This window comes from Pseudomonas grandcourensis, assembly GCF_039909015.1.
GTDB classification, from domain to species: Bacteria; Pseudomonadota; Gammaproteobacteria; order Pseudomonadales; family Pseudomonadaceae; genus Aquipseudomonas; species Aquipseudomonas grandcourensis.
On sequence record NZ_CP150919.1, the window covers coordinates 2,657,716 to 2,675,932 of the forward strand.

The 18,217-nt window shown below is 62.4% G+C and carries 18 protein-coding genes and 1 pseudogene; 9 read left to right on the forward strand and 10 right to left on the reverse strand.

The genetic code is table 11. The features are described 5' to 3' along the window. Positions 1 to 3 precede the first annotated feature (3 nt). The 3 genes from AABM52_RS11945 (at position 4) to AABM52_RS11955 (ending at position 2,434) form a co-directional block, all read left to right on the forward strand. Positions 4 to 657 (forward strand): hydrolase, encoded by a 654-nt coding sequence (locus tag AABM52_RS11945; protein ID WP_347911942.1) that lies wholly within the window; start codon positions 4 to 6, stop codon positions 655 to 657. Positions 658 to 724: 67 nt separating this feature from the next. Continuing rightward, positions 725 to 1,327, forward strand: a complete 603-nt coding sequence (gene wrbA, locus AABM52_RS11950; protein ID WP_347911943.1) for an NAD(P)H:quinone oxidoreductase — start codon at positions 725 to 727, stop codon at positions 1,325 to 1,327. Between the two features lie 429 nt (positions 1,328 to 1,756). Next, positions 1,757 to 2,434 (forward strand): DUF3313 domain-containing protein, encoded by a 678-nt coding sequence (locus AABM52_RS11955; protein WP_347911944.1) that lies wholly within the window; start codon positions 1,757 to 1,759, stop codon positions 2,432 to 2,434. A gap of 117 nt (positions 2,435 to 2,551) precedes the next feature. On the opposite strand, the gene phnE is transcribed toward AABM52_RS11955, so the two are convergent. The 7 genes and pseudogenes from phnE to AABM52_RS11990 form a co-directional block, all read right to left on the reverse strand. Continuing rightward, positions 2,552 to 3,319, reverse strand: a complete 768-nt coding sequence (gene phnE / locus AABM52_RS11960; protein WP_347911945.1) for a phosphonate ABC transporter, permease protein PhnE — start codon at positions 3,317 to 3,319, stop codon at positions 2,552 to 2,554. Then, positions 3,316 to 4,143: an ABC transporter permease subunit gene (locus AABM52_RS11965; protein ID WP_347911947.1), complete on the reverse strand. Its 828-nt coding sequence runs from the start codon at positions 4,141 to 4,143 to the stop codon at positions 3,316 to 3,318. The genes phnE and AABM52_RS11965 overlap by 4 nt, the downstream gene beginning before the upstream one ends. Next, complete coding sequence (locus tag AABM52_RS11970) at positions 4,137 to 4,934, reverse strand: ATP-binding cassette domain-containing protein (RefSeq protein ID WP_347911948.1); 798 nt, start codon at positions 4,932 to 4,934, stop codon at positions 4,137 to 4,139. The genes AABM52_RS11965 and AABM52_RS11970 overlap by 7 nt, the downstream gene beginning before the upstream one ends. Continuing rightward, on the reverse strand, positions 4,931 to 5,782 hold the full coding sequence (locus AABM52_RS11975) for a putative selenate ABC transporter substrate-binding protein (RefSeq protein ID WP_347911949.1): 852 nt from the start codon (positions 5,780 to 5,782) through the stop codon (positions 4,931 to 4,933). The genes AABM52_RS11970 and AABM52_RS11975 overlap by 4 nt, the downstream gene beginning before the upstream one ends. A 153-nt stretch (positions 5,783 to 5,935) precedes the next feature. Then, positions 5,936 to 6,007: pseudogene (locus AABM52_RS11980) on the reverse strand (DUF4381 domain-containing protein); the annotation flags it as partial. Between the two features lie 53 nt (positions 6,008 to 6,060). Further along, entirely contained in the window at positions 6,061 to 7,239 is a 1,179-nt protein-coding gene (locus tag AABM52_RS11985) for a PLP-dependent aspartate aminotransferase family protein (protein ID WP_347911951.1), read from the reverse strand. Continuing rightward, positions 7,236 to 8,612 (reverse strand): pyridoxal-phosphate dependent enzyme, encoded by a 1,377-nt coding sequence (locus AABM52_RS11990; protein WP_056727372.1) that lies wholly within the window; start codon positions 8,610 to 8,612, stop codon positions 7,236 to 7,238. The genes AABM52_RS11985 and AABM52_RS11990 overlap by 4 nt, the downstream gene beginning before the upstream one ends. Before the next feature lie 276 nt (positions 8,613 to 8,888). Between AABM52_RS11990 and AABM52_RS11995 the strand changes: the two genes are divergently transcribed. From AABM52_RS11995 to AABM52_RS12020, 6 genes are all read left to right on the forward strand, one after another. Beyond that, on the forward strand, positions 8,889 to 10,250 hold the full coding sequence (locus AABM52_RS11995) for an NAD(P)/FAD-dependent oxidoreductase (RefSeq protein ID WP_347911952.1): 1,362 nt from the start codon (positions 8,889 to 8,891) through the stop codon (positions 10,248 to 10,250). Further along, entirely contained in the window at positions 10,250 to 10,660 is a 411-nt protein-coding gene (locus AABM52_RS12000; RefSeq protein WP_046042476.1) for a RidA family protein, read from the forward strand. The genes AABM52_RS11995 and AABM52_RS12000 overlap by 1 nt, the downstream gene beginning before the upstream one ends. Before the next feature lie 10 nt (positions 10,661 to 10,670). Then, on the forward strand, positions 10,671 to 11,345 hold the full coding sequence (locus tag AABM52_RS12005; protein ID WP_347911953.1) for a DUF1028 domain-containing protein: 675 nt from the start codon (positions 10,671 to 10,673) through the stop codon (positions 11,343 to 11,345). Beyond that, entirely contained in the window at positions 11,338 to 12,507 is a 1,170-nt protein-coding gene (gene argE / locus AABM52_RS12010; RefSeq protein ID WP_347911954.1) for an acetylornithine deacetylase, read from the forward strand. Before AABM52_RS12005 ends, argE begins: the two co-directional genes overlap by 8 nt. Before the next feature lie 35 nt (positions 12,508 to 12,542). Beyond that, complete coding sequence (locus AABM52_RS12015; RefSeq protein ID WP_347911955.1) at positions 12,543 to 13,583, forward strand: ABC transporter substrate-binding protein; 1,041 nt, start codon at positions 12,543 to 12,545, stop codon at positions 13,581 to 13,583. Between the two features lie 411 nt (positions 13,584 to 13,994). Continuing rightward, entirely contained in the window at positions 13,995 to 15,062 is a 1,068-nt protein-coding gene (locus AABM52_RS12020) for a GGDEF domain-containing protein (RefSeq protein ID WP_347911956.1), read from the forward strand. On the opposite strand, the gene AABM52_RS12025 is transcribed toward AABM52_RS12020, so the two are convergent. The 3 genes from AABM52_RS12025 to AABM52_RS12035 all read right to left on the reverse strand — a co-directional run bounded on the left by AABM52_RS12025 (position 15,059) and on the right by AABM52_RS12035 (position 18,183). Next, a complete protein-coding gene (locus tag AABM52_RS12025) occupies positions 15,059 to 15,418 on the reverse strand; it encodes a cupin domain-containing protein (protein ID WP_347911957.1) in 360 nt (119 codons plus the stop codon). The genes AABM52_RS12020 and AABM52_RS12025 overlap by 4 nt on opposite strands. 13 nt (positions 15,419 to 15,431) lie before the next feature. Then, positions 15,432 to 16,829: an FAD-dependent oxidoreductase gene (locus AABM52_RS12030; RefSeq protein ID WP_347911958.1), complete on the reverse strand. Its 1,398-nt coding sequence runs from the start codon at positions 16,827 to 16,829 to the stop codon at positions 15,432 to 15,434. 70 nt (positions 16,830 to 16,899) lie between these two features. After that, positions 16,900 to 18,183, reverse strand: a complete 1,284-nt coding sequence (locus AABM52_RS12035; RefSeq protein WP_347911959.1) for a glycosyltransferase — start codon at positions 18,181 to 18,183, stop codon at positions 16,900 to 16,902. Positions 18,184 to 18,217 lie beyond the last annotated feature (34 nt).

The window sequence follows — 18,217 nt, forward strand, 5'->3', positions numbered from 1 at the left end:
ACCATGCCTACCGCATCTGCCGTACCCGGCAAGACTCTGCTGAACCCTGTCGATCACACCCTTATCATGATCGATCACCAGTCGCAAATGTCCTTCGCCACCAAATCCATCGACGCGACGACACTACGCAACAATGCTGCCCTGGTCGCCAAAGCAGCAAAGGAGTTCGAGGTCGCTACCATCCTGACTACGGTCGCAGAGAAGAGCTTTTCCGGGCCTATCTTTGACGAGATCAAGTCGGTTTTTCCCGATCAGCACGTCATTGACCGCACCAGCATGAACACCTGGGAAGATCCGCGTATTGCGGTAGAGGTGAACCGTCACGGCAAGGCCAAGATTGTGCTGGCCGGTCTATGGACGTCGGTCTGTATTGTTGGCCCGGCGCTCTCTGCCCTGGATCAGGGTTTCGATGTGTATTTCATCGCTGACGCTTGCGGTGATGTATCAGTCGAGGCTCATGAGATGGCGATTCAGCGCATGGTACAACTTGGCGCTCGCCCGATGACATCCCTGCAATATTTGCTTGAATTGCAACGTGACTGGGCCCGTACCAATACCTACGACGCCACGGTGAAAACCTCCATTGAAAATGGTGGCGCTTATGGTTTGGGACTGATCTACGCGAAAACCATGTTCAACGCTTCCGAAGGCCACTGATCGCATCGTTATTGGGACCGGCCAAGGTCAGCAACGCATTCCGAATGCCACCTCATGAGTAAGAAAAATGGCGAAATTACTGGTTCTCTATTATTCAATGTACGGCCACATCGAAACCTTGGCCCAAGCTGTCGCTGAAGGTGCTCGCAAAGTACCGGGTGTTGAGGTCACGCTCAAACGTGTTCCGGAAACCATGGATCCCGACATCTTCAAAGCAGCGCACGGCAAGACAGGGCAACAAGCCGCAGTCGCCTCGCCAAGCGAGTTAGGTGACTATGACGCGATCATTTTTGGAACGCCAACCCGCTTTGGCAATATGGCCGGTCAGATGCGAACGTTCCTGGATCAGACCTGTGGGCTTTGGGCCAAAGGTGCGCTGGTCGGCAAGGTTGCCAGCGTTTTTACTTCAACAGGTACTGGCGGCGGTCAAGAATCTACGATCACATCCACCTGGACTACCCTGGCGCATCATGGAATGGTTATCGTCCCGATTGGCTATAGCGATCAGGCACTTTTCGATATTTCTCAAGGGGGCGGCGGCACACCATACGGTGCGTCAACCATTGCCGGTGCTGACGGCTCACGTCAGCCAGATGCCCGCGAAACGGGCATTGCTCGACACCAAGGTGAGTATGTGGCGAAGATCGCCGCAAAACTTGTTGCGGCTTAATGACATTGTCATAGCCAGACTGAAAAGTTGGTGATAACGCCCCTGAATGGGGCGTTTCTAGAACCCTCTGAATGAATCGTCTCGGGTTTCCTAGCTGATCCAAGGGTCTATTTTGGCCGATGTTGAGTAGGCATGAACGTCTGCATTTGGCCGTTTTCTGCCTCTCGCCAAGGGCAGTATTCGGCCAGTGCCAGACCTTGAGATCGTGCCGCAAATCTGCAAGAACGGGCTAAGCTCTGGGGACATCAACGTCAGTTGGGCTGGGGGGGCTGGCTCTGCGATATGTCGGTGCAGCAGATCCAGTTCACAACGGCAATCAATCTCCGGTCAGTCCGACAAAGCCTGCATTCAAGCCATGAAGGGAAACATGACTTGGCGTTTCTGTTTTTCAGTTGACTGAGCACGACTAAATCGTGGAGTGAACCCACAATGTCCATGGACCATAAACTGTTTGTTGGCGTCGCACTGACATACCTGCTACTCGGCGGTTGCACCTCCCAAGTCACTGAGCGCGAGCAATATTCGGGCTTCCTGTCCAACTACAACAACCTGCAAGAAGTGACTACCGCCACGGGTGAGAAGGCAATGCGCTGGGTGAGCCCGTCGTGGAACCCGAATGCGTATGACACCATAGCGTTCAGAACGCTGGAGTTTTATCCCTCGCCCAAACCCAATGAGCAGGTCAATCAACAGACGCTGGCCGACTTGCAGGACTTCATGTCCAGAAAGGCCAAAATCGTGCTGGGCCAGAAATACCAGAGGGTGTCTAACGCCGCCGCCGCACCGGCCAGGTCACGCCCCCTGATTCTGCGGGCGGCAATCACTGGCGTCAGCGCTTCGAACGAAGGCATGAAGTGGTATGAAGTGATGCCGATTGCGGCCGTTGTCGGAGCGACACAGGCAGCTACCGGTCACAGGGATCAAGACACTAATCTATTCATTGAAGCCGAGTTCATTGACGCAAGAACCAATCAAACAATGGCCAAAGTGGTGCGTAAGGTATTCGGCAACCAGCTAGAGAACGAAAGTCAGAAAATCACCACCAAGGACTTTAAAGACGCTATTGAAAAACTGAATACCGATCTCTGGACGTTCATCCACAGCTGACCGCTAATGAACATTCAGTTTCTCTCTCCCCTTGCGTCCTGTCAGCCAATGCACGCCCCTGTATATGTTAAGGCGGCGATCCGACTTGCCCGGGATCACGACGACACACTGGCCGCTTCACGCCTTAACCCAACGCTGCCGACTCCAACTACTCAACCCATCAACAGCAAACACCAGCACCAACATCGCCAAAATCACCGTACTAGCCTGAGCCTCCTGAAACAGGCTAAGACTCACATAGAGCATCTGCCCCAAACCCCCAGCACCAACAAATCCCAGAACGCTAGCCATACGGATGTTGTTTTCCCAGCGGTACAGGATGTACGCCAACAGCTGCGGAAACAGGTTGGGCAGGGTGCCGTAGCAGAAGGCCCAGACGACGTTTCCGCCTTGCAAGCGGATCGCTTCGGCAGGTTGCGGCGGGGTGTTTTCCAGTGCTTCGGCGAAGAGTCGACCGAGCACTCCGGTGGTGTGCATGGCCAGTGCCAGGGTCCCGGCGTTGGGGCCGAGTCCGGCGGCCAGCACCATCAGCGCGGCCCACACCAGTTCGGGAATGGCGCGCAGGGCGTTCAGCACCAGGCGCGATGCACTCTGCAATGGCCAACCGAAACGCCCGGCCGCCGGCAGTGCCAGCACCAGGCCGAATACCGCCGCGAGCAGGGTGCCGAGGGCCGACATGGCCATGGTTTCCACGGCGCCACGGCCGATGGCTTGCAGATGGCCGGCGCTCAGGTCCGGGCTGAGAAAACGCAGCACGTAGGCGCCCATCTGCTTCAGGTTACCGCTGCCCGTCAGTTCGCCGAGGTCGATGCCCAGATAGCGGAACGAAGCGACGACCGCTGCGCCAATGCACAGGATCAGCAGCAGGTTGATCAGGCGATTCATGCGAACCTCCAGCGCAGCAGGTGGCTGATCTGGTCGGCGAACAGCACCAGGACGAAAAAGGTCAGCAACATGCTCGCCACTTCACCGCCGGCGAACATGCGCAACGACAAGTCGATCTGCTGGCCCAGCCCGCCGGCGCCGACGAAGCCCATCACCACTGACGCGCGGATCGCGCATTCCCAGCGATACACGGTGTACGACAGCAACTCCGCCGCGACATTGGGCAGGATGCCGTAGCAGAACGCCGCCAACCGGCCACTGCCGGCTTGCAGCAGTGAGTGGGCGGGACGCTGGTCCACCGACTCGAAGATTTCCGCGTAGACCTTGCCCAGCATGCCGCTGTAGGTGATGGCGATGGCCAGCACCCCGGCCGTCGGGCCAAGGCCGACGGCGCGCACGAACAACAAGGCCCAGACGATTTCCGGCACGCTGCGCAGGAAGATCAGCAGCCCGCGCACCGGCCAGCGCAGTAGTCGGCCCAAGGCACTCGGGCGACCGCTGCGAGAGGCGGCGGACAACGACAGCGCGCGGCTGGCCAACAAGCTGGCAGGCACGGCCAACAGCAAGGCCAGGGCCATGCCGGCGGTGGCGATGGCAAGGGTTTGCAGCGTGGCTTGCCACAGCAGTTGAAGGAACTCTTCGTCATGGGCGGGTGGCCAGAAGGCTGAGACAAACCGGCCCATCTCACTCTGGCTGTCGGCCTTGAGCAGTACACCCAGGTCCAGTTCGCTGAAATGAATACCGGGCCACAGCAGGGCAAGTGCCAACAGACTGAGCAGCAGGCGGGGCAGGGTGGCCGGGTCTCGTGTATCGCGCGTCAGCATCGTGGAATCTGCAGGCTCAAGGGCGCCACCGGAACGGGTGGCGACAGCAGTTGTTCGTTGGCGTAGAGCTTGTCGAGCAAATCGTGGTCGACGTCGCTGGCGGGAAGGTCGAACAGGACCTGACCGTCGCGCAAACCGATGATGCGTGAAAAGTGCGTCAGGGCCAGTTCCACCGCATGCAGGCTGGCGACCAGGGTCACCTTGTGTTCCTGCGCATGGCGGCAGAGGACTGACAGGGTGTGCCCGGCCAGCACCGGGTCCATCGCCGACACCGGCTCATCGGCCAGCAGCACTTCGGGCGCCTGGTACAGCACCCGGGCAATGCCTACGCGCTGCAGTTGGCCGCCGGACAACTGCTGGCACTGGGCGAACAGCTTGTCACCCAGGTCCAGCTTGGCCAGTGCCGCCCGCGCGCCCGGAACATCCACAGGATGCAGCAGGCTCAGCAGGCTCTTGGCAAAACCCCATTGGCCGAGCTTTCCGGCCAGCACCGCGGTGACCACCCGTTGCCGCGGTGGCAGGGGTGGTGCCTGATGCACCAGGCCGATGCGCGCCCGCAGCTGCTGACGCCGATGGGCGCCAAGCTGCCAGGCGTGCTCGCCGAGTACCTCGACCGCACCGTCGTCCGGGCGCAAGGCGGTGGCCAGCACGTTGAGCAGGCTCGACTTGCCGGCGCCGGACGGGCCGATGATTGCGACCTGCTCACCGGCAGCGATGTGCAGGTCGACCTCATGCAGCGCACGCACGCCGTTGCCGTGAGTCAGGCTGACCCGGTTCAGATGCAGTGTCATTTCAGCAGGTCGGCAGCGCGCGCGGCTTCCTCGATGCCCTTGTAGTTCTCAGGCTTGGTCTCGATGAAACGGCTGGCGGCTTGCAGGTCCAGAATCGCTTTTTGCTCCGGGTTGGCCGGGTCGAGCGCGAGGAAGGCCGCCTTGATTTTGTCAGCCAGGGCCGGGTCGAGGGTGCCGCGCACGGTCCAGTTGTAGTCGAAGTAGGCCGGTGTGGTAGCGAAGACCTTGACCTTGTCGGTGTCGACCTTGCCGGCCTTGACCAGTTTTTCCCAGACGCTGGCATTGAGTACGCCGGCATCGACCTTGCCCGCCTGAACCCAGGCGACGGTGGCGTCGTGGGCGCCGGAGTAACCGACGCGGCTGAAATAGGTTTCAGGCTTGATGCCGTCCTTGAGCATGAAATAACGCGGCATCAAGCTGCCGGACGTGGAGGACACCGAACCGAAGGCAAACGACTTGCCCTTGAGGTCGGCCAGCGACTTGACGGCCGGGTCGGCGGTGATGAATTTGCTGGTGAACTGGGCATCCTGCTCACGCTGTACCAATGGAATGGCATTGCCGGTTTTCAAGCGCGCCTGCACGAAGGTGAAGCCGCCCAGCCAGGCCATGTCGATACGGTCTGTGGCCAGCGCCTCGACCACCGCCGGGTAGTCGGACACCGGCACGAACTCGACCTTCATGCCCAACTGCTTCTCCAGATACTCGCCCAGGGGCTTGAACTTGCGCTGCAATTCGGTGGGGGCTTCGTCGGGAATGGCGCTGACCTTGAGGGTCTCGGCGGCCTGTGCCAGCAGGGTGGAAATGGATAGGGTCAGGCCGACGGCCAATGCCAGGGTACGTTTGAGCATGGAAGTTCTCCGGTTCAATAGCGGAAAAATGTCGATGCGCCCCGCACAAGCTGATTGCTGCACGACGCTTCGTGAGGGTAGACGAAAACGCCGCGATTATAGGGACTCTTGCGGGCTTGACCAGCATGGCAACGGGGGTTCGGTCCAAAAAAAGACCTGTGGGAGCGAGCTTGCTCGCGATAGCGGTGGATCAGTTGGCAATGACGATGACTGACACACCGCCATCGCGAGCAAGCTCGCTCCCACAGGTTTTTGCGGTGTCCCATAACTCAGGTGGTTTACATCCGCGCCAACGCTTGCGCCAGATCGGCCCGTAAGTCTTCGACGTCCTCGACGCCGACGGACAACCGCACCAACCCGTCGCCAATCCCCAGTTCAGCGCGGGTATCGGGTGGAATGGTGGCGTGGGTCATGATTGCCGGGTGTTCGATCAGGCTTTCCACGCCGCCCAGGCTTTCGGCCAGGGCGAAGATCTGCACGTTCTCGAGGAAGCGTTTGGCGCCGGCCAGGTCGCTGTTGAGGTCGAGGGAGATCATCCCGCCGAAACCGCGCATTTGCCGTTGGGCCAGTTCGTGTTGCGGGTGCGACGGCAGGCCGGGGTAGTAGACCCGTGCGACTTGCGGTTGGCGCTCCAGCCACTGCGCCAGGTCCAGTGCGTTGCTGCAATGCCGTTCCATGCGCAGGGCCAGGGTCTTCACCCCGCGCAGGGTGAGGAAGGCGTCGAAGGGGCCGGCGATGGCGCCGACGGCGTTTTGCAGGAAGCCCAGACGCTCGGCCAGTTCGGCGTTCTGCCCGACCACGGCGATGCCGCCGATCACGTCGGAGTGACCGTTGAGGTACTTGGTGGTCGAGTGCAGCACGATGTCGAAGCCCAGCTCCAGCGGGCGCTGGATCCACGGGCTGGCGAAGGTGTTGTCGGCCACGCAGATGATGCCGCGGGCGCGGCAGGTGCGGGCGATGGCGGCCAGGTCCGTGAGGCGCAGCAGCGGATTGCTCGGGGTCTCGACCATGACCATGCGGGTGTCGTCTTGCAGGGAGGCTTCGAACGCCGCCAGGTCGGTCAGGTCGACGAAGCTGAAGCGGTGCCCGGCGCTGCGCTGGCGCACCTTGTCGAACAGGCGGAAGGTGCCGCCGTACAGGTCATTGCCCGAGACGATGTGCGAGCCGGCGTCGAGCAGCTCGAGCACCGTGGAAATGGTCGCCAGCCCCGAGGCGAAGGCAAAGCCCCGGGTGCCGCCTTCGAGGTCGGCCACGCAGCGCTCCAGGGCCCAGCGCGTCGGGTTGTGCGAACGCCCGTAGTCCAGGCCCTTGTGCACCCCGGGGCTCTGTTGCAGGTAGGTGGAGTTGGCGTAGATCGGCGGCATCAGCGCCCCGGTGGATGGGTCCGGCGCTTGCCCGGCGTGGATCACCCGGGTGGCGAAGCCCTGTGGCGGGGCGTTTTTATCCTGTTGACTCATGGCAGGGATCTCCGCAAATGGTTGAGCATGTCGGTTCGGGTAATCAGGCCGTGGAAGCCCGAGGCATCCTGGATGATCGCCACCAGCCCACGGCCCAGCTCGGCTTCCAGCTCGGCCAGGGTGGCGTCGGGGGACAGGGTTTGCAGTTTGTCGGTCATGGCGCTGGAGACGGCCTTGCGAAAGTGCGCAACGTCTTCATGCACGCCCAGCAGGATGTCGGACTCGTCGATCACGCCGACCAGTTGTTTGCCGTTCACCAGTACCGGCAGTTGCGAGACATCTGCCAGGCGCATGCGTTGAAAAGCCGTCAGTAGCGTGTCATCCGGGCCGACGCTGATCACCCGTCCATCCTCGAAGCGCCGCGCGATCAGGTCGCGCAGGTCGCCGTAGTGCTTGCGTTGCAGCAGGCCCTGATCGTTCATCCACTGGTCGTTGTAGACCTTCGACAGGTAGCGCGTACCGGTGTCGCAGACGAAGCTCACCACCCGTTTCGGCTGGGTCTGTTCGCGGCAGTAACGCAACGCCGCCGCCAGCAAGGTGCCGGTCGATGAGCCGCCAAGAATCCCTTCGGCGCGCAGCAGTTGGCGGGCATGGTCGAAGCTTTCTTCGTCGCTGATCGAATAGGCGTGACGCACGCTGGACAGGTCGGCAATCGACGGAATGAAGTCTTCGCCAATGCCTTCCACCGCCCAGGAACCGGGGGTGGGAAGGGTGCCGCCGCGGCTGTATTCGGCCATCACCGAACCCACCGGGTCGGCCAGGACCATTTCCAGGTCCGGTTGCACTCGTTTGAAGAAGCGGGTCAACCCGGTGAGGGTGCCGGCCGAACCGACGCCGACGACGATGGCGTCCACATCATGCTGGGTTTGCGCCCAGATTTCCGGCGCGGTGCTGCATTCGTGGGCCAGCGGGTTGGCGGGGTTGTTGAACTGGTCGGCGAAGAACGCATCGGGAATTTCCGCCGCCAGCCGCGCAGCGACGTCCTGGTAATACTCGGGATGGCCCTTGCCGACATCGGAGCGGGTGATGTGCACCTCGGCGCCCATGGCCTTGAGGTGCAAGACCTTCTCGGTGGACATCTTGTCCGGCACCACCAGCACCACCCGATAACCTTTGGCGCGGCCGACCAGGGCCAGGCCGAGGCCGGTGTTGCCGGCGGTGGCTTCGACGATGGTGCCGCCGGGCCTGAGGCGACCATCGCGTTCGGCGGTGTCGATCATGGCCAGACCGATGCGGTCCTTGATCGAACCACCGGGGTTCTGGGATTCGAGTTTGAGAAACAGCGTACACGGGCCGGTATCGAATCGGCTGACGCGCACCAAAGGCGTGTTGCCGATCAGTTCGAGCACGGCGGGGCGGGAGTTGTCAGGCATGTCGTCACTTCCTTGCGCTATTCGCACTGGGTGGACATCGGCCGGCGCTGTGCCATCAGGCGTCAATCGCCGGCATTGCATCGCTAGGACCATAGGCCGGGATCGGCCCCCTCGCAACCTTCCACAGCCGACCGGTCGGCTCGACGCTTTTTCCTAGCCAGCGACCACAAAAAACATAATTTCGCTAATCCCCGCCTCCGAACAGAATGCGACCAACACCCTGACACCGATAGCCCAAGCAAAAGAACAACAGTGATCAGAATCGAGGCGGCAGCCATGACCGACCTGAATCAAACCACCTTTCAGAAGTGCACAGCCATGACAGTTGATAAAACCGCAATTGATACGCTTGTTGTTGGCGCCGGCCAGGCCGGCGTGGCCATGAGTGAACACCTGAGCAAGCTCGGTGTGCCTCACCTCGTTGTGGAGCGCAATCGTATCGCCGAAGCCTGGCGCACCGGTCGCTGGGATTCGCTGGTAGCCAACGGCCCTGCATGGCACGACCGTTTCCCGGGGCTGGAATTCGACGGTCTGGACCCGGATGCCTTCGCCGGCAAAGAGCAGGTGGTTCAGTACTTCGAAGCCTATGCCCGCAAGTTCAACGCGCCGATCCGTACCGGCGTGGACGTGAAGAAAGTTGAACGCAATACCGACCGTCCCGGTTTCACCGTTGAAACCTCCGATGGCGTGATCGAGGCCCGGCATGTGGTGGTCGCCACCGGTCCGTTCCAGCGTCCGGCCATTCCGCCGATTGCTCCCGAAATCGCCGGCATCACCCAGATTCACTCCGCCCAATACTACAACCCGCAGCAACTGGCCGAAGGCGCGGTGCTGGTGGTGGGTGCCGGTTCCTCGGGCGTGCAGATCGCCGATGAACTGCAACGTTCCGGCAAACAGGTCTACCTGTCGGTGGGCGCCCACGACCGTCCGCCCCGTGCCTATCGCAACCGCGATTTCTGCTGGTGGCTGGGGGTGCTCGGCGAGTGGGATGCCGAAGCCATGCAACCGGGCAAGGAACACGTGACCATCGCCGTGAGCGGTGCCCGTGGCGGCCACACCGTGGACTTCCGCCGCCTGGCCCATCAGGGCATGACCCTGGTCGGCCTGACCCAGGCGTTCAACGGCGCTGTGGTTTGTTTCGAAAACAACCTCGCCGACAACATCAAGCGTGGCGATGAAAACTACCTCGCGCTGCTCGACAAGGCCGACGCCTATATCGAACGCAACGGCCTGGACCTGCCGCTGGAACCTGAAGCCCGGGCCATGCTGGCGGACCCGGATTGCGTGACCAATCCAATCCTGGAGCTGGACCTGCTCAAGGCCGGCGTCACCACGATCATCTGGGCCACCGGTTACTCCACCGACTACAGCTGGCTGAAGGTCGATGCCTTCAAGGACAACGGCAAGCCGCAGCACCAGCGCGGCGTATCGGCCGAGCCGGGGGTGTATTTCGTCGGGTTGCCTTGGCAGTCCCGTCGCGGCTCCGCATTCATCTGGGGCGTTTGGCACGACGCCAAGCACATCGCCGATCACATCGTTAAACAGCACACCTATCTCAACTATCGGGATGCCACCCAGCGTCAAGCCGAAGCCGCCCGTGCACCTCTTCAGAAAGCCAGCCTCATGGGAGTTCGTTAATGCCTACTCATACCCGCATCCGCATGTTCAACACCAAAGACACTTACCCGAACCAGACGCTGGACAACGATTTGTGCCAGGCCGTGCGCGCCGGCAACACCGTGTATGTGCGGGGTCAGGTCGGCACCGATTTCAACGGCCAACTGGTGGGCCTCGGTGATCCGCGTGCCCAGGCCGAACAGGCCATGCGCAACGTCAAGCAATTGCTGGAAGAGGCGGGCAGCGACATGAGCCACATCGTCAAGACCACCACCTACCTGATCGACCCGCGCTACCGCGAGCCGGTGTACCAGGAGGTTGGCAAGTGGCTCAAGGGCGTGTTCCCGATTTCCACCGGCCTGGTGGTCAGCGCCCTCGGCCAGCCGCAGTGGCTGATGGAAATCGACGTGATCGCTGTCATCCCTGAATAAGGAATTCGCCATGACTTTTTCCATCGTGGGTCGCTGCGCCGAGACCGGCCAGTTGGGCATTGCCATCAGCTCTTCGAGCATTGCCGTCGGCGCGCGCTGCCCGTGGCTGCGTGCCGGTGTCGGCGCGGTGTCGAGCCAGAACATCACGCTGCCGGCCCTCGGCCCGCAGATCCTCGATGAACTGGCCAACGGCTCGGCGCCGCCCCAGGCGCTGGATCACTCATTGACCCGCAACGGCTACAGCCAGTATCGGCAGGTGGCGGTGGTCGATGCTCATGGGCGCACGGCGGTGTTCAGTGGCAACCATGCCCTGGGCATCAATAACGCGGTGGCCGGTGACCAATGCGTGGCGGCCGGCAACCTGCTGGCCAACAGTGGGGTGATCGAGGCGATGGTCGCGGCGTTCGAAAACAGCGAGGGCTGCCTCGCCACCCGGCTGATGAACGCCTTGCAGGCCGGGCAGGATGCCGGTGGCGAAGCCGGCGCGGTGCACTCGGCGGCGCTGTCGGTGGTCGGTGACCTGACCTGGCCGATTGTCGACCTGCGGGTGGATTGGGCCGATGAAAACCCGATTGGCGAGCTGGGCAAACTGTGGTCGGCCTACGAGCCGCAACTTCAGGACTACCTGACCCGCGCCCTCAATCCGACCCTGGCCCCCGCCTATGGAGTGCCCGGCGATGAGTGAGTTGCGCAGCCGCGCCATGCTCGCGCGGTTGATCGGGTTCGCCACGGTCAGCCGCGATTCGAACCTGGAGCTGATCGAGTTCGTGCGCGACTACCTGCACGAACTGGGCGTGGATTGCGAACTGATCTACAACGCCGAGCGGACCAAGGCCAATCTGTTGGCCACGGTCGGCCCGCGTGTGGCCGGCGGCATCGTGCTGTCCGGGCACACCGACGTGGTGCCGGTGGACGGTCAGGCCTGGACGGTCGAACCGTTCAGTCTGAGCGAGGCGAACGGCAAGCTTTATGGCCGTGGCACCGCGGACATGAAGGGCTATCTGGCCTCTGTGCTGGCGGCCGTGCCGATGTTTCTCGCCAGTCCATTGAAGCGCCCGGTGCATCTGGCGTTTTCCTATGACGAAGAGGTCGGTTGCCTCGGCGTGCGCGGCTTGCTGGAAGTGCTGCCCCAACGGATCCCGGCGCCGGCGCTGTGTTTGATCGGCGAACCGACCGAGCTCAAGCCGGTGCTCGGCCACAAGGGCAAGCTGGCGATGCGTTGCCACGTACGCGGCGCCGCTTGCCATTCGGCCTACGCGCCTTACGGGGTCAATGCGATCGAGCAGGCCGCACGCCTGATCGGTCGGCTGGGCGACATCGGCGCCACCCTGGCCCGGCCACAACTGCATGACAAGCGCTTCGATCCGGCGTTCTCGACCGTGCAGGTCGGGGTGATCCAGGGCGGTACGGCGCTGAACATCGTGCCAGCGGACTGCCGTTTCGATTTCGAGATCCGTGCCTTGCCGGACTTCGCCCCGCAAGTGGTCGTCGACGAACTGCAGGACTACGCCGAGCAGACGCTGCTGCCGGCCATGCAGGCCGTGGACACCGATACCGGTATCCGCTTTGAAAAAATCTCGGCCTATCCCGGCCTGGCGACGCCCGCCGCCAGCGCGGCGGCCCGGCTGATTGCCCAACTGTGCGGCAGCGACGAGTTCAGCACCGTGGCCTTTGGCACCGAAGGCGGGCTGTTCGATCAGGCCGGCATTCCTTCGGTGGTCTGCGGCCCCGGCAGCATGGACCAGGGGCACAAGCCCGATGAATTTGTCAGCGTTGTCCAGATGGCGGCCTGTGACCGCTTGATGGATCGCCTGGCGGCTTACTTGAGTGAATCCGAACACCCATAACAACAACGGGCCGACAAGCCCCGAGGAAGCGATCCATGTCCAGATCCTTGCGTTGCAGTGTTCCGTTTGCCCTGGCGTTGTTGAGTGCCAGTGTGTGGGCGGCCCCCCAGGACCTCACCGTGATTTCCTTCGGTGGCGCTACCAAACAGGCCCAGGATAAGGCCTATTTCCAGCCCTTCAACGCCAGCGGCGCGGGCAACATCATCGCCGGTGAGTACAACGGCGAGTTGTCGAAGATCAAGGCCATGGTCTCCGCCGGTCACACCAGCTGGGACGTGGTGGAAGTCGAAAGCCCCGAGCTGTTGCGCGGCTGCGAGGAGGGTCTGTTCGAGAAGCTCGACGCCGGGCGCTTCGGTGATGCGGCGAACTTCGTGCCCGGTGCGTTGACCGAGTGCGGGGTGGCCACTTACGTCTGGTCGATGGTCATGGCTTACGACCAGAGCAAGCAGGCCAAGGCGCCGCAGTCCTGGGCGGACTTCTGGAATGTCGCCGACTTCCCGGGCAAGCGCGGCCTGCGCAAGAGCGCCAAATACACCCTGGAAATCGCGTTGCTCGCCGATGGCGTCAAGGCGGACGACGTGTACAAGGTCTTGAACACCCCCCAAGGCGTGACGCGGGCCTTTGCCAAGCTCGACCAGATCAAGCCGAACATCCAGTGGTGGGAGGCGGGCGCCCAACCGGCGCAATGGCTGGTGGCCGGGGACGTGGTGATGAGCGCCGCCTACAACGGCCGGATCGCCTCGGCGCAAAAGGAAGGCATGAAGCTGAGCATCGTCTGGCCGCAGAGCCTGTACGACCCGGAATACTGGGCCGTGGTCAAAGGCACGCCGAACAAGGCGTTGGCGGAAAACTTCATCGCGTTCGCCAGCCAGCCGCAGACGCAAAAAGTCTTCTCGGAAACCATCCCCTACGGGCCGGTACATCGCCAGACCCTGCCATTGCTGCCCAAGGACGTGCAGGACCAACTGCCGACCGCCGAGGCCAACCTGGCCGGCGCCCGGGCCGTGGACGCGGAGTTCTGGGTCGACCATGGCGAAGAGCTTGAACAGCGCTTCAATGCCTGGGCTGCGCGGTAATACAGGCACCGCATAACCCTGTAGGAGCGAGCCTGCTCGCGATGAGGTCATCAGATCCAACATCTTCGTTGACTGATGCACCGCCATCGCGAGCAGGCTCGCTCCCACAAAAAAGCCTGGTGCAATACCTCGGGTCCAGGCTTTGCAGCCTGCGCGCAGTCGTGATGGCAGTCAGTTAAAACGCAGGACCCTGTAGGAGCGAGCCTGCTCGCGATGAGGCCATCAGATCCAACATCTTCGTTGACTGATGCACCGCCATCGCGAGCAGGCTCGCTCCTACAAAAAGCTGGGTGCAATACCTCGGGCGTACCGGGTTGAAGTGATTGTGTAATTCGGGATGGTCGTTTGCCGGGCGTATCGCTATGCTCAGCGAGTTTGCCAAACGCCAATGATAACAATCACAGTGAAACCATGAGCCAATCAGACACGCGTGCGACTGTTCTAGCGCTGTATCCAGAAGACTCCCGCGAGGCCGCGGCATTGCTCAAGCAGGCAGTGCCGCTGATGGTTCGTCACAACATTCCGCCCAACCCGGTGCACTACGCGCTCTGGTACACCTACAGCAAAGGTCAGGAGCCGGAGCTCAATCGGCACCTGGACCGGGTGGTCAACGACTTCGACTATTTCCCGCCGGAGTCGGCCGCCAAACTGTTTCGCGAGTACATCATCCGCGATGAACTGGCGGACGCCCGCTCCGGGCAGCAGGACGCAATCAACCTGGTTGACGACATGGAGCGCGATGTTTCGCGCAGCGTGAAAGGCAACCAGAACTTCCAGGCCAGCCTCGGCCAATACCTGCAAATGCTCGAAGAACCCGCCGACGAGCGCTTGCCGAGCATCCTGACCCAGTTGCAACAGAGCACCCGGCTGATGCAGGGGCAGCAGGAGCATTTCCTCGCCCAATTGCAGTCCGCGCAGCATGAAATCAAAAGCCTGCGGGACAAGCTGGAGCGCGCCCAACTGGCCGCGACCCTCGATGGCCTGACTGAATTGCTCAACCGCGCCACCTTCAACCGCCAGCTTGAACAGGCCATGGGCAACATGGCGGCGGGTGTGGCGTTGGTGATGCTGGATATCGACCACTTCAAGCAATTCAACGACCAGTACGGCCATCCCTTGGGCGACCGCGTGCTTCAGCATGTCGCCCGGGTGTTGCGCGATTCGCTGCCCGAAGAAGCGTTCGCGGCGCGTTATGGCGGCGAGGAGTTCTGCGTAGTGCTCAAGGACTGCCCGGACCTGGCCACCGCGTGCGCTTTTGCCGAGCGCCTGCGCCTGAAAATCCAGTCGCTGCGGGTCAAGGCCCGGGGCACCGACACAGTGCTGGACACCATCACCGCGTCGTTCGGCGTGGCCCATGCGCAAACTGGCGACACACCGGAAAGCCTGTTGACCCGCGCCGACGATGCGCTGTACCAGGCCAAGCGCAACGGGCGCAATCAGGTGCGTCAGCAGCCGGATGTAGCGGTCGGGGCCGTTTAGCCGAGGATGAAGTAGACCTTGCGCACCGTGGTGAGGTTTTCCCAGGTGCCATTGAATCCGCTGGCGACCACGAAGGAATCACCGGGTCCGAACGTGCGCGCGACGCCCTCGGCATCGGTCAGGCGCACGCTGCCTTCGAGGATGTGACACAGCTCGTCGTAATCGCACTGGCAACGCTCGCGGTGCGGTCCTGCCTCCCAGATCCCGGCCACGGCGTTTTTCTCAGGGCTCACAAAGTGCCGCCAACTCTTGCTGCGATAAGGCGCGTCGACCACGGCCGGGTCGTTGATTTCGGTTTCACGGGGGGCAAGGTCGCTGGCGAAGTCGATGACGTGCCGGGGTAGGGCTGTGGACATGGTGGTCTCCGGATCAGGAATCGAAACCGATGCCAAAGGCATCGAAGGTCTTGAGCAGCAGGTCGCGGTGACCGTCGCGGTCTTCGCGCGCCAGTGAGCGCTGGGCCAGTTTCACGCCGACATAACGCAGGGGTTCGGGCGGAAAGCGGAACGGCGCCTTGGAAGTCATCAGCAGCTCGGTGCGTTCGGTGCGCTCGCCGGCCAGCAGATCGAGCATGTTCAGCGCGGCAAAGCGGCTGGCGGACACCCCTTGCCCGGTGAAGCCCAAGGCATAGGCGACGCGGCCCTGGTGCTCGCAACCGGTGAACATCGTGGTGCGCGCGGAGGTGTCGATGATGCCGCCCCAGGCATGGCTGAAGTGCACGCCGCGCAGGGCCGGGAAGGTCTGCTGAAACTGTTCGGCCAGGCGCTGGAAGCTTTGCGGGCGCTGGGTCAGGGCTTCGTCGCGGCGCCCCCCGAAATGGTAGATGGCATCAAAGCCGGCCCACAGAATCCGGTTGTCGGCAGTCTTGCGCAGGTAGTGGAACTGGTTGCCGGCGTCGGCGATGCCGTAGCGGCCAGTCCAGCCGATGGCTTGCAGCTGCGCATCGCTCAAGGGTTCGCTGACCAGGCTGTAGTCGTAGACCGGGATCACGCTCGAAGCCAGATGGCCGAGCAGCGGCGGGGCGATGTTGGTGGCGAGGGCGATTTTTCCAGCGGTCACTTCGCCGCTTTCTGTACGCAGGCGCACGTTGTCCTTGTCTGCATTCAGTTGCAGCACCGGGCTGTTTTCGAACAGCTGAATCCCTTGTTCAAGGCAGACACGGCGTAGTTCAGCGGCCATTTTCGCCGGGTTGAGCAGGGCGTAATTGGGCTCGAACAGGCCGGCTGCATACGTCGGTGAATCAAGCTTGTGTGCCAGGTCGCTGCCTTCCAGCCACTGGCAATCAATGCCGAAGCGGGCGTAGTTGCGCTGCATGGAACGCAAGCCGTCGACCTGCCACGGCTGGCTGGCGACGTTGAGTTTGCCCTGGCGTTCGAACTCGACGTGCATATCAAAGCGTTGCAGATCGGCGGCCAGCTCATCGAGGTTCTGCCGGCCCAGGCGGATCAGTTGCTCTGCTTCATCCGGCCAGCGCTTGAGCGCGTTGGACACTCCATGGGAAATGCTCGGCGCGCAGAAACCGCCGTTGCGCCCGCTGGCCTCACCGCCACAGCGCCGGGCCTCGATGATCGCGATGCTCAGCCCGGGGTTGCGCTGGCGCGCCATTAACGCCGTCCACAATCCGGTAAAGCCACCGCCAACCACCGCCAGGTCGCATTGCACTGTGCCGGTAACGGAAGGTGCGGCGGGCGGCGGGGTGACGGTGTCCTGCCAAAAGGGGTGAGGCAGGGCACGGTCAAGCGCATCGAGACGCGATGGGGCATTCATGCTGAAACTCCGGCGGTGTGTCGGGCAGCGACGATTGCGTTCGGTGGCCCGACGGTTTTTGTTGTTATGGCTAGAGGTCTGGCAGCGCAAGAATGGCGCGGGCGGCAATGTCGGTGCCGCGGGTCGCCTGCATGCGCTCGCTGAACGTTTTGAGGCGTTGTTTCATCGCTTGGTCGGCCAGCAGCTGTTCAAGGGCGGCGGGCAGGGCGGCCAGGGGATCTGCAAAGCGCGGCAGGTAGCGGCCGACGCCGACTTCCTCGGCGCGGGCGGCGTTGTCGTGGCCGTCCCAGCAGTACGGAATGATCAGCGACGGCAGGCCGAAGTACAGCGCCTCGCAGAAGCTGTTGTTGCCACCGTGATGGATGAACAACTGGCATTCCTTGAGTACCGCCGGCTGGGCAAACCAGCTGTCGAGGTACACGTTGTCCGGCACGGTGGTGTACATGTCGCGGTAGGCGCCGACGTTGACCAGGAAGCGGTACGGCAAGGTTTCGATAGTGCTGATCAGGCGCTTCATCATCCCGGTGTCGGCGGCACCGAGGCTGCCGAAGCTGAGGTAGATCAGCGGCGCGTCGTTGTGCCGTGGAAAGTCCGGGACGATGTACGGCGCTTCGCGGCGCACGCAACCGTCGAGGTACACGTAGCGTTGCGGGTCCAGCGGTTGCTGGCGCGCATAGCGCACTGGCGTCGGTGACAGCAGCAGGTTCAGCCATGGCGAGTCGGTGAGGAACTGCCCCGCTGGGCACGGTGCGGTGCCGTTGCCGAGGAGAAACTGCGAAAAGCGTTCATGGGCTGGCGCGACGGCCTTGAGGTACTGCTCGGTGTAACGCTCGCAGGCCTGGGTGTCGCTGGCCAGGCACCCGGACAGGTAGGGCGGAACGGCCGCATCCGGCAGTTCGGTTTCGGCGCAGGACACCACCCGCACCCAGGGGCAGCCGGCATTGGCGATGGCCGGGAACATCACCACGTTGTCGAGCACGATCACGTCGGGCTTGAGGCGGCCGAGCAACTGCTGCAAGGCTTTTTCCGCTTCGATGGCGGTGTCGATGATGGCTTCCCAGGCCGGCGCCACGTAGCTGTCGATCTGTGCCAGCGGGGTCTGGTCGAAGTAGGGAATGCTGCGCTCGATGAAGCGCTCCCAGTAGTGCTGGTGTTCTGCCGCCGACAACGGGCTCGCTTGCGGAATCGGGTATTCGTCGAAACCGTATTCGGCGAACAACCCCTGGAAATGCTCATGGCAGATGAATACCGGTTTGGCGCCCAGCTCGCGCAGCGACTGAGCGATACCAATGCAGTTCAAGGCCGCGCCGAAACTGGCTTCCGGAAACAGGGCGATCAGTTTTTGTTTTTGCATGACGAGGGACTGTCCATGGCGGGTCAGACCCGCC